Source organism: Nocardia veterana NBRC 100344, from assembly GCF_000308855.1.
GTDB classification, from domain to species: domain Bacteria; phylum Actinomycetota; class Actinomycetes; order Mycobacteriales; family Mycobacteriaceae; genus Nocardia; species Nocardia veterana.
Window position 1 is genome coordinate 82,930 of the sequence record NZ_BAGM01000056.1, and the last position, 13,832, is coordinate 96,761.

Sequence of the window (13,832 nt, forward strand, 5' to 3'; positions counted from 1 at the left end):
GTATCTCGGCGGCCCGGACCGGCGATGTGCCGCGGATCCGGTGCGCACGACGGCGCGGAGTAGCCTGCGACCGGGCGGAACGACACGACCGCAGGATGCGCGACGTGCGGCGCCGCCGGCCGAACGGGAGGAGATGTCCGTGCGCAGTGACGACGACAGCTGGGATATCACCGAAAGCGTCGGCGCGACCGCCCTCGGTGTCGCCGTGATGCGGGCGGCGGAGACCCGGCGCTCTGATGCGCTGTTTCGCGATCCCTACGCCGCGCGTCTGGTCGAGGCCGCCGGATCGGGCTGGAACCACATCATGCGCGCGCAGGTCGCGGCCACGTCGGACGGTGCCGATTCCGACGGCGAGGGCGGACGGGGTTACAGCTCGGCCTGGATGCTCGTCGCCCGCACGGTCTACTTCGACGAATACCTCGCCGCCGCCTCCGCGGCGGGTGTCCGGCAGGTCGTGATCCTCGCGAGCGGGCTCGATGCCCGCGCCTACCGGCTCGAATGGCCCTCTGGCACCGTCGTATTCGAGATCGACCAGCCGAAGGTGCTGGAGTACAAGGACTCCGTGCTCGCCGGGGTGCAACCGGCCGCCGACCGGCGCGTGATCGGCGTGGATCTGCGCCAGGACTGGCCGAAAAGGCTGTGCGACAACGGTTTCGATTCCGCCGCGCCGACCGCATGGCTGGCGGAGGGACTGCTGCGCTACCTGCCGGGCGAGGCGCAGGACCGGTTGTGCGGCGATATCGCGGCGCTCAGCGCGCCCGGCAGCCGGATCGCGCTGAACATCGGTCGCGGCGGGCGGGAGGATTCGCCCGCACTGCACGCGCTGCGGGAACGCCGCAAACGACTGCTCGCCGAGGCCGGCATCAGGCTGAAGCTCGAAGAGCTCTGGTATCCCTGGGAAGGCCGCACCGACCCGCGCGATTGGTTCACCGCGCACGGCTGGGCGGTGACCGCCGGCGATCCGGCTGTCGTCTTGTCCGACCACGGCCGTGAGCTGCCCGAGGCCGCTCGCGCCGAACTGAACCGCCACATTCTGATGACCGCCACACGAGGAGACGAGAACCGATGAGCCGAGCCACCAACGAAGGCGCGCTGTGGGGTGGGCGTTTCGCCTCCGGCCCTGCCGCGGCCATGGCGGCGCTGAGCAAATCGACCCACTTCGACTGGGCGTTGGCGCCCTACGACATCCGTGCGTCCAAGGCCCACGCCCGCGTCCTGCACAAGGCCGGGTTGCTGTCGGATGCGGATCTGGCGGGCATGCTGGACGGGCTCGACCGGCTCGCCGCCGACGTCGAGTCCGGGGCCTTCACCCCGGCCGAATCCGATGAGGATGTGCACGGCGCGCTCGAGCGCGGTCTCATCGAGCGGGTCGGCGCGGAGCTCGGTGGCCGGTTGCGCGCGGGACGTTCGCGCAACGATCAGGTGGCGACCCTGTTCCGGATGTGGTTGCGGGATGCGGTGCGCCGCATCGCCTTCGGTGTGCTCGAGGTCGTCGACGCGCTGGTCGAACAGGCCGCGGCCCACCCCGACGCGGTGATGCCCGGGAAAACCCACCTGCAGGCCGCGCAGCCGGTGCTGCTGTCCCATCAGCTGCTGGCTCATGCGCATCCGTTGCTGCGCGATATCGACCGGTTGCGCGATTTCGACAAGCGGGCCGCGATCTCCCCCTACGGCTCCGGGGCGCTGGCCGGTTCGTCGCTCGGCCTGGACCCCGAGGCCATCGCCGCCGACCTGGATTTCGATGCGGCCGCCGCCAATTCGATCGATGCCACCTCCGCCCGCGATTTCGCCGCGGAGGCCGCGTTCGTCCTGGCCATGATCGCGGTGGATCTTTCGCGCATGGCCGAGGAGATCATCATCTGGAGCACGCCGGAATTCGGCTACATCACCCTCGCCGACGCCTGGTCGACCGGCTCCTCGATCATGCCGCAGAAGAAGAATCCGGACGTCTCCGAACTGACGCGCGGTAAGGCCGGTCGTCTCATCGGCAATCTCACCGGTCTGCTCGCGACCCTCAAGGCGCAACCGCTGGCCTACAACCGCGATCTGCAGGAGGACAAGGAGCCGCTGTTCGATTCGGTGGCCCAGCTCGAGCTGCTGCTGCCGGCCATCGCCGGGCTGGTCGCCACCCTCACCTTCCACACCGATCGGATGGCCGAACTGGCGCCCGCCGGATACACGCTGGCCACCGACATCGCGGAATGGCTGGTGCGCCAAGGGGTTCCGTTCCGGGTGGCACACGAGGCGGCCGGGGCGTGCGTGCGTGCCGCCGAGGCGCGCGGCGTCGGCCTCGACGAGTTGACCGATGCCGAGTTCGCCGCGGTCGATCCCGCCCTCACGCCGCAGGTGCGTGCGGTGCTCACCGTGCAGGGATCGATCGCGTCCCGCAGCTCGCGCGGCGGTACCGCCGGGGTCCGGGTGGCCGAACAGCTGGCCGAGGTCCGCGCCACCGCCGCCCAGGCGCGGGACTGGCTGAGCTGACCGCCGGGCGGTGCGGTCGCCGCGCCCGATATCGTGCGCGCATGATGTTCCTGCTGCTCGGTTTGGCCATCGTGTCCGAGGTGACGGCGACCGTATCGCTGAAGTTGTCGGAGGGTTTCACCAAACCGGTGCCCTCGGTCGTGGTGGTGATCGGTTATATCGCTGCCTTCGCCTTCCTGTCGCAGGCGTTGAAGCGGGGGATGTCGGTCGGCGTCGCCTACGGCGTGTGGTCGGCGATCGGCGTGGCCCTGGTCGCCACCATCGGCGCCCTGTTCCTCGACGAGCGTCTCTCGGCGGTACAGATCGGCGGTATCGGTCTGCTCATCGTCGGCGTGCTGGCGCTGGAACTCGGGGGCGCGCACTGAGGCGGTCGCGCCCGGCCGGCAGCTAGGGTCAGTCCTGAACCCGCACAGCGTATTCCGCGCTTTCGAGGGCGTCGAGAACATCGTCGCGATGAGCCGGCCCGCGGGTCTCCAGGGTCAGCAGTACCTCCACCTCGTCGATGGCGAGGTTGGCGGGGGTGCGGGCGTGCACGACGTCGAGCACATTGGCGCCGGTGCCCGCGACGGCATCGAGTAGCCGGCTCAGGCTGCCCGGCCGGTCGGAGATCGTGATCCGGACCGCCAGGTAGCGCCCGCCGGTGCTGAGCCCGTGACCGATGATGCGGGTCAGCAGGATCGGATCCACATTGCCGCCGGAGATGACGGCGCAGACCGGCCCCTGCAGGCGCAATTGCTCGGCCGGCAGGCTCAGCAGCGCCGCGACCGCCGCCGCGCCCGCCGGTTCGACGACGAGTTTGGCCCGTTCCAGACACAGCAGAACGGCGGCGGACAGAGCATCCTCGCCCACCGTGACGATCGCCGGCTGATGGGCGATGACGTGCGCGAAAGGCACCTCCCCGGGCCGCCCCACCGCGATACCGTCGGCCATCGTCGACATTCGTTGCAGGGCCACCGGCTGTCCGGAGCGTAGCGAGTCCGGCCAGGCTGCCGCGAGGGCCGCTTGCACGCCGATCACCCGCACCTGCGGCGCGACCGGATGCAGCGCCGCGGCGATCCCCGCGAGCAGTCCGCCGCCGCCGGTGGGAACCAGCACCGTACCCACGTCGGGAAACTGTTCCAGCAGTTCCGATCCCACGGTGGCCTGGCCCGCGACGATATCCGGATGGTCGAAGGGATGGATCAGCGTGGCGCCGGTGCGATCGGCGAATTCCTGTGCGGCCGAGAGTGCCTCGTCCACGGTGTCGCCCACCTGGTGAATCGTGGCGCCGTAGGCGCGGGTGGCGACAAGCTTCGGCAGCGGCGCACCCAGCGGCATGAAGACCGTGGATGCGATCCCGAGACTCGCTGCCGCCCAGGCGACACCCTGCGCATGATTGCCGGCGCTGGCCGCCACCACCCCGAATTCACGTTCGGCCGGGGTCAGATTGGCGATCCGGAAATACGCGCCGCGTGGTTTGAACGAGCCGGTGCGCTGCAGATTCTCACATTTGAGCCGCACCTCCGATCCGGTTCGCTCGGACAGGACGCGAGAGGCCAGCAGCGGTGTGCGCCGAATCACGGGCGCCAGCAGCTCCCGAGCCGCGCTGATGCGATCGAACCCGATCAGCTCCATGGCCGCCATGCTGCCAGAGGCCGGCCCGGAATCCGCGTATCCGGCGGGCCGGTGCGTTCGACCGCCGAATCGGCGGCCCCGACGACCGGCTGCTCGCGCGCCGAGCCGCCGCTCAGCGCGCGGCCCGTGCGGCGGTCAGCACGCCGTGCAGCCACGGCGTGAAATCCGCTGGGCCGGAGGCGATGTCGGCCTCGAGGCGATCCGCCTCCATCCAGCGCACCGCGGCGACCTCCGCCGGATCGGGATCGTCGGGCAGGTGGTCGAATTCCCCGACCAGCACGTGATCCCATTCGTCTTCGACCCGTCCGGTCGCGGGATCGTCCGCTCGATACCGGTAGACGCCGACTTCGCGCACCGGTGCGGTGATGCGCAGTTCCTCGGCCAACCGGACGGCGGCGGCCTCGGCAACCGACTGCCGCGGGGCCGGATGCCCGCAGCAGGTATTCGACCAGCGCAGCGGGAAGCGAGTCTTGACCCCGGCTCGCTGCTGCAACAGCACCCGCCCGTCCGGTGCGAACAACAGCACGGAGAAGGCGCGGTGCAGCCGTCCGGGCGCGGTGTGGGCCTCGGCCACCGCGCAGTTACCGATCGCGCGGCCCTGCTCGTCGACCAATTCGACGGGCAGGGACTCGCGGTCGGCCGTGCTGTCGGGCGATGTGGTCTGGGTGCCGGTCACCGCCCTACCTTATCGGCGGCGATCACCAGGTACTGGAAGCTGCCCTCGCGGTAGGCCGTGAGAAACGGTTCCTCCACCCCGGTGGCCAGCTCGCATTCGCTGCGCAGTTCCCAGTACGGGATGGTGGCCGCGGTCAGATCGGTGACCGCGATGGGGACCAATCCGTTGGCGCTCATCGCCCGGAAGTACTCGCCACGCGTATGGATCATGCAGCCGTAATGGGCATCGATCCAGCTCACCGCCGCCGATCGCCCGCCCGTCACGTCGTTGGAGCAGCCGGTCACGCAGACGTAGCGCCCACCGGGTTCGAGCAACCGGGAGAATTCGGCGAACAGGTCGGGCAGTTCGACGTACATGTCGGTCTCGTTGGTCCAGATGGCGCGCATGGAGCCGGAGTCGAAACCGGGGGGAATCGAGGTCATGCGTGGTCGTGATAGCGGCGGCTGTCGGCGTGCCAGGCGCGGTTGCCGCCCATCCAGGCCCAGAGCCCGGCCAGGAAGCGGCGCTGCTGCGGAGAGCCGGCGGCCGCCAGCGCCGTGGCTTCGGCTTCGAAACGATGCACCAGTTCGTCGTGGACGGCCGCGGTGCGCTGCACGGCCGCACGGCGCGAACATCCCTCCTCCGCGGCCAGCACGGTCGGCAGGTTGAATTCCCTTCCGCCGGAAAGGTCTTCGCGGGCCATCGAATACAGATCGTTGACCATCTGGGCGGCCAACGCCGCCGTGGTGACCGCGCGGCGCATGCGTGGATCGCAGTATCCGGCCGCATCCAGTTCGTAGCCGCCGACCGCGTCGATCGGGGCCATACAGGGTAGGAAGCTGTGCGGTTGGCGATTCGCGAGATACTCCCAGACCGGCGGCATCCGGTGAGCCGCCCGCCAGCCGGCCTCGGCGCCCAGAGCGATGAACCAGCCGCCGATTTCGGTCCGCAACCGGGCCAGCTGGGCCGGGCTGGAGTACCGCGCCAGATGCTCGAACGAGGTGCGAAAGGCCCGCAGGATCGGATCGCCGTCCAGCGCCTGCTCCAGCTGTGCTTGATATCGGGCGGGCAGGTGGACCGGATCCATGACGGCCATGGCCAATTCGAGCCGTGGGCCCAGTTCGGCGGCCGCGTCCGAGGGGGTGCCGTCGGGTGCGTGATCGTCGGCGTCCTCCTCGCAGTAGTAGTCGTCCACCGACCATTCCGAGACCGCGCATTTCGCCGCCGCGAGCAGCCGGTCGGCATCGTCGCAGTCCGGATGGGCCAGCATGATCAGCCGCCCGAATCCCGCCTTCGCCAATTCGTCCAGACGTCCCTCGTAGAGCCCGATATCCCGGGCCCATCGCAGAATCCCCTCGTCGACCGCGGCGGCAAGGGCGTGATCGTCTCGCTCCGGCGGCGGGCAGTACAGCGGCGGGATGTCCGATGCGCTGCCCGGTCTACCCGAAAGCGTTGACCCAGTGGATATTTCGCCGGTGGCTCCGGCCGGTGGAACGAATTTCTCGCGTGGTGGTCGCAGCGGTGCGAGCAGCCCCGAGGTGCCGAGCCCGGTCGGGGCGAGCAGTCCGCGTGGAACGGTGTCCGCGACCATCCTGTGCGCCGTGATCGGGCCGGTCGGCAACGGACCCGAGAGCGGAATCCGAGCCGGGGGAGCGTGGTCGAGACTGCCGAGCAGGGTGGCGATCGCCCCGGCCAGATCATCACGAGCCGGCGGTGCGGCGACCCGGGAGAGTAACGACATCCGCGCTCACCCCGTCAATCGCTCTGCCGGGCGACGGCCACATTGTCGAGAATTCCCAGTGCGTCCGGAACGAGGACGGCCGCCGAGTAGTAACAGCTGACCAGATACGAAATGATCGATTGGTCGTCGATGCCCTTGAAACGCACGTTCAGGCTCGGCTCGTACTCGTCCGGAATTCCGGTCTGATGCAGTCCGATCACACCCTGATCCTTCTCACCGACCCGCATCGCCAGAATCGATGTGATCTGGGTGTCGCTGACCGGGATTTTTCCGCACGGGAGGATGGGAACACCGCGCCACGCCGGTACGCGACGGCCCTCGATATCGACCGGGTCGGGATAGAGGCCGCGTTTGTTGCATTCCCGCCCGAACGCCGCGATCGCCTTCGGATGGGCGAGGAAGAATTTCGTACTCCGGCGCATACTCAGCAATTCGTCGAGATCGTCCGGCGTCGGCGGGCCCGATTCGGTGTAGATGCGCTGTTTCAGGTCGCAACTGTGCAGCAGACCGAACTCGGGGCTGTTGACCAGATCGTATTCGCGGCGTTCGTGCAGGGCCTCGATCGTGAGCCGCAATTGCTGTTCGATCTGGTTGTGCGGATCGTTGAACAGATCCGCCACTCGCGTGTGGATCCGCAGCACACTCTGCGCGGCGCTGAGTTCGTATTCGCGCGGAGAACTGTCGTAGTCGACGAAGGTGCCGTCCAGCACGGGCTCTCCGGCATGCCCGGAGGTGATCTCGATATTCGCCTCGCCGTATTTGTTCTGCGGCCGCACCGGCGATTCCGCGACGCGCGACAGATGATCCGCCAGCGCCGGTGCCTGGTCGACCAGCCGGTCGAATGCGGTGCGCGCCAAGGTGAGCAGTGTGACCGGCGTCGCCGTTTTCACCGTGACCGGCCAGATGGCATCGCGATCGGTCAGCATGGCGTCGCCGAAATAGTCGCCGTCGCCGAGTATCCCGAGTTTCGTGGCTTCGCCGTATTCGCCGGTGCCGATTTTGGTGAGTTTTCCGTGCACGATCAGCATCAGCTGGTCCACCGGATTACCGAATTCGGCGATCACCGCGCCGGGCTCGAGGTCGCGCTGGACGAACTGCTGGGCCATGGCCGCGAGAATCTCCTCGTCGTCGACCTCCCGCAGTGCGGGCAGTTCCTGCAGTTCCAACGGGATGACCTGGGCGCGGCCGCCGTCGATGACGAATTCCACCTCGCCGTTGCCCACCGTGTGCGTGAGCCGCCGGTTGACCCGGTAGACACCACCCTCCACCTGGGTCCAGGGCAGCATCCGGGTCAGCCAGCGCGAGGAGATCCCCTGCATCTGGGGTTCGGACTTGGTGGTGTGGGCGAGTTGATGGGCGGCGGCGGTGGACAGGGACTTGCGGACGTGGTTGTCGGTCTGCACGGGAAGTTCGAGAGTCATCTGCGGTCCTCACCTCGGAGAGTGGGCGACGGATGCGGACAGCGCCGAGCCTGTTCGGCGCGCGAGACAACGCGGACACGAGACCGGTCTACGGACCGGTTCTGCCACCTGGAACGAACGGAAGAAGAGACGAGCCTGGCGAACTAGACGTCTGATCGAATAGTCGTGTGCTACATGGGCTTCCGGCATCAATGGTAGGTGCGGGGAGGCGCGTGCGCAGGAACATTCGGCGAATCGATGGGAAACGGCCGCGCCGGGGCCGGTCGCAGTGGGTACGCGCGGCGGTGACCCGGCCCGGTTGCCGCCGCTCGTCACCCGGCAACCCGTGGCCGCGGATGGGACCGATCACACCACCCCCGCAGTAGGCTGTCGGTGTGGCAGGCTCGACCCGCACGCAGGGGGCGTGCCGGTGTCAGGCGCAGGGCAAGGGCTGGGAGCGAGCGTGAAATTCGATACGAGAACCCTCACGGGACCGGTGCAGCGGTTGATGGCGACGGCGCAGAACGGCCTCGAGGTGATCCGTTTCGGCGGCCTCGCTCACGACGTCGAGGCCTCGCCCTACGAGGTCACCGAACGCAAGCGCATGTACCGGCTGCGGCACTACTTCCCCGACGATCCGGCGACCGGCCGCCCGGTGGCGCTGCTGGTGCCGCCGCTGATGGTCAATGCCGACATCTACGACGTCAACGCCGAAGGTGGTGCGGTCGGGATTCTGCACCGTTCCGGAATCGATTGCTGGGTCCTGGATTTCGGTTCCCCCGCGACGGAGGAAGGTGGCTGGCAGCGGGACCTTGCCGACCATGTGCTGGCACTGTCGAGCGCGATCGACACGGTCAACGAACTGACCGGGCGCCCGGTCCACCTCATGGGGTACTCACAGGGCGGCATGTTCGCCTACCAGACCACGGCCTTCCGCTACGGCAAGGGCGTGCAGAGCATCGTCACCTTCGGTAGTCCGGTCGACATCGTGGCCGGGCTACCGTTCGGCCTGCCCTACGGGCTGGTGTCGGAGGTGGCCGATTTCGTCGCCGACCACGTCCTCAACCGGCTCCCGATCACCGACGCCATGGTCCGGGTCGGATTCCAGATGCTCGATCCGGTGAAGACCGCCAAGGCCCGGATCGATTTTCTGCGCCAGCTGCACGACCGAGAAGCGTTGCTGCCCAAGGAACGTCAGCGTCGGTTCCTCGAACGCGACGGCTGGGTGGGCTATTCGGGGCCGGCGGCCGCCGATCTGCTCAAGCAGTTCGTGGCGCACAACCGAATGATGTCCGGCGGCTTCGTGATTCGGGACCAGCCGGTATCGCTGGCCGAACTCAAATGCCCCATTCTCGCCTTCGTCGGCGAGGTCGACGATATCGGCCAGCCGGGCGCCGTGCGCGGTATCGTGCGCGCGGCCCCGAACGCCGAGGTCTACGAGGCCTCGCTAGTGGCCGGCCATTTCGGCCTGGTCGCGGGCAGTACGGCGACCAACCAGACCTGGCCGCTGGTCCGCGATTGGGTGAACTGGTTGAGCGGGCAGGGCGACCTGCCCGAGCAGATCGCGCCGATGCGCGAACACGTCGCCACCGACCGCCAGACCACCGCGGCCACCCGGGTCGTCCATACCGCCGCCACCCTGGCCGAGGCGGGCGCCGGAATCGGCGCGGCTCTCGGTGGGCTGGCCGGCAATGCGCTGCGCGGATCGATGGAGTTGACCGGAGAGGCGGCGCGGGCGCTGCCCCGCCTGGCCCGTCTCGGCATGATCCAGCCGCACACCCGGATCTCGTTGGGCCGCCTGCTCGCCGAACAACAGCGCAATGCGCCGCTGCGTGAGCTGTTCCTGTTCGACGACCGCGTCCACACGCATGCTGCCGTCGGCGCACGCATCGACAATGTGGTGCGCGGGCTGATTTCCGAGGGCGTACGACCGGGCAGCCGGGTCGGCGTCCTGATGGAGACCCGGCCGAGTGCGCTGGCCGCGGTGGCCGCCCTCTCGCGCATCGGCGCGGTGGCGGTACTGCTGGCGCCGGGCGGCGAGGTCGCCCGGGCCGTCGAATCCACCGGCGCCACCATGATCGTCGCCGATCCGGAGAACCTGCGCGCCGCGGCCGCCACCGGCACCCGGGTACTCGTGCTCGGTGGCGGCGATGCCCGCGGTCTCGACATTCCGGACGGGGCCGAGGTGGTGGACCTCGAGCAGATCGATCCGGCCGGGGTCGCCCTGCCCGGCTGGTTCCGGCCCGATCCGGGCCTGGCGCGGGAGCTGGCGTTCATCCTGGTCACCGGCACGGGCGACAAACTCGATCTGAAATACATCACCAACCACCGCTGGGCGCTGTCGGCCTTCGGCACCGCCTCGGCCGCGGACCTCGATCGCCGCGACACCGTGTATTGCCTTGCCCCGCTGCATCATTCGTCCGGCCTGCTGGTGAGTCTCGGCGGCGCGGTGGCCGGCGGCAGCCGGATCGCGCTCGCCCGATCGCTGAACCCGCCCACGTTCGCCGAGGAAGTGCATCGCTACGGAGTCACCGTCGTCACCTACACCTGGACGATGCTGCGCGACATTCTCGATGCCGACACCTTCCCGGCCGGGCATCCGCATCCGATCCGCCTGTTCATCGGGTCCGGTATGCCGGCCGGGCTGTGGCGGCGCACCACCGAACGCTTCGCACCCGCTGGGGTGCTGGAGTTCTATGCCAGCATCGAGGGCGACGTGGTGCTCGCCAACGTGGCCGGAGTGAAGATCGGCTGCAAGGGCCGCCCGGTACCGGGCACCGCGAAGGTGGAACTGATCGCCTACGACCCGGTCACCGAGCAGATCGCCACCGACGCCCGCGGTTTCGCGCGCCGGGCCGCCGACAACGAGGTGGGACTGCTGATCGGGCGGGCATCCGACACGGTCGACATCTCCCGCGGCGGGCTGCGGGGAGTCTTCGCCCCGGGAGACGCCTGGATGCCGACGGAGAACCTGTTCCGGCGCGACAGCGACGGCGACTATTGGCTGATGGACCGGCGCGACACCGTCATCAAGACCGCGCGCGGCCCGGTCTACACCCAGCCGATCGAGGATGCGCTCAACGACATCACCGCCGTCGACATGGAGGTCGCCTTCGGCCGCCGCACGCCGAGCACCACGCTCGCGGTCGCGGTGGTGAGTGTTCGCGAGGGCCACCGCCTGGACGCCGCCGATCTGACGGAGGGTCTGCGTGCCCTCGACGTCGCACAGCGACCCGATATCGTTCGGGTCGTCGACGAGATCCCGCGCAGCTCCAGCTTCCGCCCGTCCACCCACGCGGTGCGATCGTCGCTGCGCCTCGAGCCCGATGAGCACACCTGGTACTACAACCGGGAATCGGACGCCTACGAAGTGCTCACCCCGGAGGTCGCGGCCGCCCTGCTGGCGTGAGATCGCCGCCCCGGGCTCCTGCGGCCCGGGGCGATGCGGTGCCGGCGCGGACCGTGGATCGCGACCGGCCCGCTCCGGCTACACCGTGTAGGCGGTGACAGTCTCGATCACCCGCGCCACCTGCTGGTCGCTGAGGTCGGGCCACAGCGGCAGCCGGAGCAGTGTGGCGGAGAATTCGTCGGTACGCGGACAGGGGACCGTGGTGCGGCCGAGTTTCTGCCCGGCGGGACTGGAATGCAGCGGCACGTAGTGGAATGGGGCCGAAATGCCGTGTTCGCGAAGATAACCGATCAACGCGTCGCGGGTGTGCTCGCTCGGGGTGCGCAGATAGTACAGATGAGCGGTGTGCTCGCGATCGGCCGGAACCTGCATGAGCCGCACATCGTTGCGCGCGGCCCAGTCCGGCAGCGCGGCCGCATAGGAGTTCCAGACCCGCATCCGCCCGGCCTGAATCCGATCGAATTCGGCCAGTTGCGCGTCCAGGACGGCGGCATTCAACTCACTGGGAAGATAACTCGATCCGATGTCCTGCCAGGAGTACTTGTCGACCGCTCCGCGCAGGAACCGGGCACGGTCGGTGCCCTTCTCCCGGATGATCTCGGCGCGGCCCATCAGGATGTCGTCGGTGAGCAGCAGGGCCCCGCCCTCACCGCAGTGCACATTCTTGGTGTCGTGGAAGCTGAGCGCGCCGATGGTGCCGATCGTGCCCAGCGGCCGGCCCCGCCAGCGGCCGCCGAGGCCGTGCGCGGTGTCCTCGACGATCGCCAGTCCGTGCGATTCGGCCACCGCGAGCAGCCGGTCCATATCGGCGCCGACCCCGCCGTAATGGATCACCACGATCGCCTTCGTCCGCTCGGTGACCGCGGCCGCCACCGACTCCGGATCGAGATTGCCGCGGTCGTCGATATCGGCGAAAACGCACGTCGCTCCGCGCATCGCGACCGCGGTCGCGGTGGAGGTGAACGCGAAACTCGGGACGATCACCTCGTCATCGGGTCCCAGTTCGAGCAGCAGGCCGGCCATCTCCAGGGCATGGGTGCACGAGGTGGTCAGCAGTGCGTGCGGGGCGCCGGTGATCGCGCGCAGCTTGGCCGTGGCCGCCGCGGTGAACCGGCCGTCGCCGTGGCTGTGGTCGGACTCCAGCACGGCGGCCAGATTGCGCAGCTCGGCGGCCGCGCGATAGGGGCGGCTGAAAAGGATCTGGTCAGTGCTCACCCGGATTGTGTCCCCCGATAGCTGCGGCCGTGGTCGAAACCCGCGCCTCGTGCTCCGGGCGCGGTGTCGGCGAATCTACCGTCAGATACAGGGGTTTGCCCACCAGGACGTGCAATGCCACACCGAGATACTCCGCGATCAGACCCAGTGAGAACAGAATCGCGCCCGAAACCAGAAGCAGAACCACGATGATCGAGGCCCAGCCCTCGGGGTCGTGGCCGTGCCCGAACAGCGCCTGCCAGATCACCACGGCGGCCATCAGCGCACCACCGGCCGCCAGGGTGACCCCGAGCAGGCTCACCAGACGCAGACCACGAGTTCCGCTGCACAGCACCATTTTCCAGAACAGGGAGAACAGCCGCCGGTAGTTGTAACCGGACTCCTCGCGGCCCTCGGCCCGCAGGACCACGGGGGCCTGCGCGGTGTTGTCGACCACCCAGGTCAGGGCGACGTCGAGGTAGACGCCGTTGGAGGCGACCTCGGCCAGTTGCCGGCCGATATCGCCGCGGATGAGGCGGAAGCTCTCGAACCGGGTGGAATCGGGGAAGGCGAAGACGGTCGCCAGCACCACCTTGGCGCCGCGGGAGGTGAGATTGCGCAGCAGGCCGTGTGGACGGGTGTTGGTCGGCTTGGAGTAGACCAGGTCCGCTCGCCGGGCGAGCGCGGTGTCGAGGAAGGCGCCGATGAATGCCGGATCGTGCTGGCCGTCCTCGTCCATGGTGACGATCCATTCCCCGCGCGCCGCGGCCATCCCGGCGATGGTGGCCGCGTCCTGACCGAAGTTGCGGCTCAACCAGATCACCCGGACCTGCTGATATTGTGCGGCAAGCTGCTGCAGGACCACATCGGAGCGGTCGGGACCGTGGTCGTGCACCAGGACGATCTCCTCGACCACGAAGCTGTGGCCATCGGGGGTGGCGGCCGGTTGCGACAGCTGGTGGAGTTCGGCGACGAGCCCGGCGATGGTCTGCTCGCCGCGATACACCGGGACGACCACCGAGACCGCATGCACCCGCTGCCCGCCGGCGCCGGTGACCGGAAGATGAACATCCGGTGTCGGGGGCCGGCCGGTGCCGGGGGACTGTGCGGTTGCGGACGGAATCGGCATCAGCTGGTTCGACTTTCGATGACGGTGCGCACCGGAACTCCTCGCCTGTATGCAGAGCCCGAATCGGGGTGCACTCTAACACGCTGCAGGTCACCGGTTTCGGTGTCGCGATTCGGGCGGCGTTCGCACGCGCGATGCTCGGGCGCGTATGGACATGTAGGGTCTGTCAATCGTGGTGGAAAGTGCAGTGTCGACGGCGGCGCTCGCGG

General features: G+C 68.8%; 11 protein-coding genes. 4 read left to right on the forward strand and 7 right to left on the reverse strand.

The window, feature by feature from the left end:
* The first annotated feature begins 139 nt into the window (after positions 1-139).
* Genes ON37_RS09820 through ON37_RS09830 form a run of 3 tightly spaced genes read left to right on the forward strand, consistent with a single transcriptional unit; the run spans position 140 to position 2,846 of the window.
* Positions 140-1,069, forward strand: a complete 930-nt coding sequence (locus tag ON37_RS09820) for a class I SAM-dependent methyltransferase (RefSeq protein ID WP_373281998.1) — start codon at positions 140-142, stop codon at positions 1,067-1,069.
* On the forward strand, positions 1,066-2,481 hold the full coding sequence (gene argH, locus ON37_RS09825) for an argininosuccinate lyase (RefSeq protein ID WP_040718547.1): 1,416 nt from the start codon (positions 1,066-1,068) through the stop codon (positions 2,479-2,481). Before ON37_RS09820 ends, argH begins: the two co-directional genes overlap by 4 nt.
* A 41-nt stretch (positions 2,482-2,522) precedes the next feature.
* The gene (locus ON37_RS09830) at positions 2,523-2,846 is read left to right on the forward strand and encodes a DMT family transporter (protein ID WP_040718548.1); all 324 of its coding nucleotides are present in this window, start codon (positions 2,523-2,525) and stop codon (positions 2,844-2,846) included.
* Positions 2,847-2,874: 28 nt separating this feature from the next.
* On the opposite strand, the gene ilvA is transcribed toward ON37_RS09830, so the two are convergent.
* The 5 genes from ilvA to ON37_RS09855 all read right to left on the reverse strand — a co-directional run bounded on the left by ilvA (position 2,875) and on the right by ON37_RS09855 (position 7,912).
* Positions 2,875-4,104 carry a threonine ammonia-lyase gene (gene ilvA / locus ON37_RS09835; protein ID WP_040718549.1) on the reverse strand — a complete coding sequence of 410 codons (1,230 nt, stop codon included), beginning with the start codon at positions 4,102-4,104 and terminating at the stop codon, positions 2,875-2,877.
* Between the two features lie 103 nt (positions 4,105-4,207).
* Positions 4,208-4,771, reverse strand: coding sequence for an isopentenyl-diphosphate Delta-isomerase (gene idi / locus ON37_RS09840; RefSeq protein WP_245553132.1), 564 nt, complete (start codon positions 4,769-4,771; stop codon positions 4,208-4,210).
* Positions 4,768-5,193 (reverse strand): hypothetical protein, encoded by a 426-nt coding sequence (locus ON37_RS09845; RefSeq protein ID WP_210741932.1) that lies wholly within the window; start codon positions 5,191-5,193, stop codon positions 4,768-4,770. The genes idi and ON37_RS09845 overlap by 4 nt, the downstream gene beginning before the upstream one ends.
* Positions 5,190-6,491, reverse strand: coding sequence for a family 2 encapsulin nanocompartment cargo protein terpene cyclase (locus ON37_RS09850; RefSeq protein ID WP_040718550.1), 1,302 nt, complete (start codon positions 6,489-6,491; stop codon positions 5,190-5,192). Before ON37_RS09850 ends, ON37_RS09845 begins: the two co-directional genes overlap by 4 nt.
* A gap of 14 nt (positions 6,492-6,505) precedes the next feature.
* Positions 6,506-7,912: a family 2B encapsulin nanocompartment shell protein gene (locus ON37_RS09855; protein ID WP_040718552.1), complete on the reverse strand. Its 1,407-nt coding sequence runs from the start codon at positions 7,910-7,912 to the stop codon at positions 6,506-6,508.
* 442 nt (positions 7,913-8,354) lie between these two features.
* Here ON37_RS09855 and ON37_RS09860 point away from each other — a divergent pair, with 442 nt between their 5' ends.
* Positions 8,355-11,300, forward strand: a complete 2,946-nt coding sequence (locus ON37_RS09860) for an AMP-binding protein (protein WP_040718553.1) — start codon at positions 8,355-8,357, stop codon at positions 11,298-11,300.
* A 78-nt stretch (positions 11,301-11,378) separates the two neighbouring features.
* On the opposite strand, the gene rffA is transcribed toward ON37_RS09860, so the two are convergent.
* A complete protein-coding gene (gene rffA / locus ON37_RS09865) occupies positions 11,379-12,515 on the reverse strand; it encodes a dTDP-4-amino-4,6-dideoxygalactose transaminase (RefSeq protein WP_040718554.1) in 1,137 nt (378 codons plus the stop codon).
* Positions 12,505-13,527, reverse strand: a complete 1,023-nt coding sequence (locus tag ON37_RS09870; protein WP_051031410.1) for a glycosyltransferase — start codon at positions 13,525-13,527, stop codon at positions 12,505-12,507. The genes rffA and ON37_RS09870 overlap by 11 nt, the downstream gene beginning before the upstream one ends.
* Between the last annotated feature and the right edge of the window lie 305 nt (positions 13,528-13,832).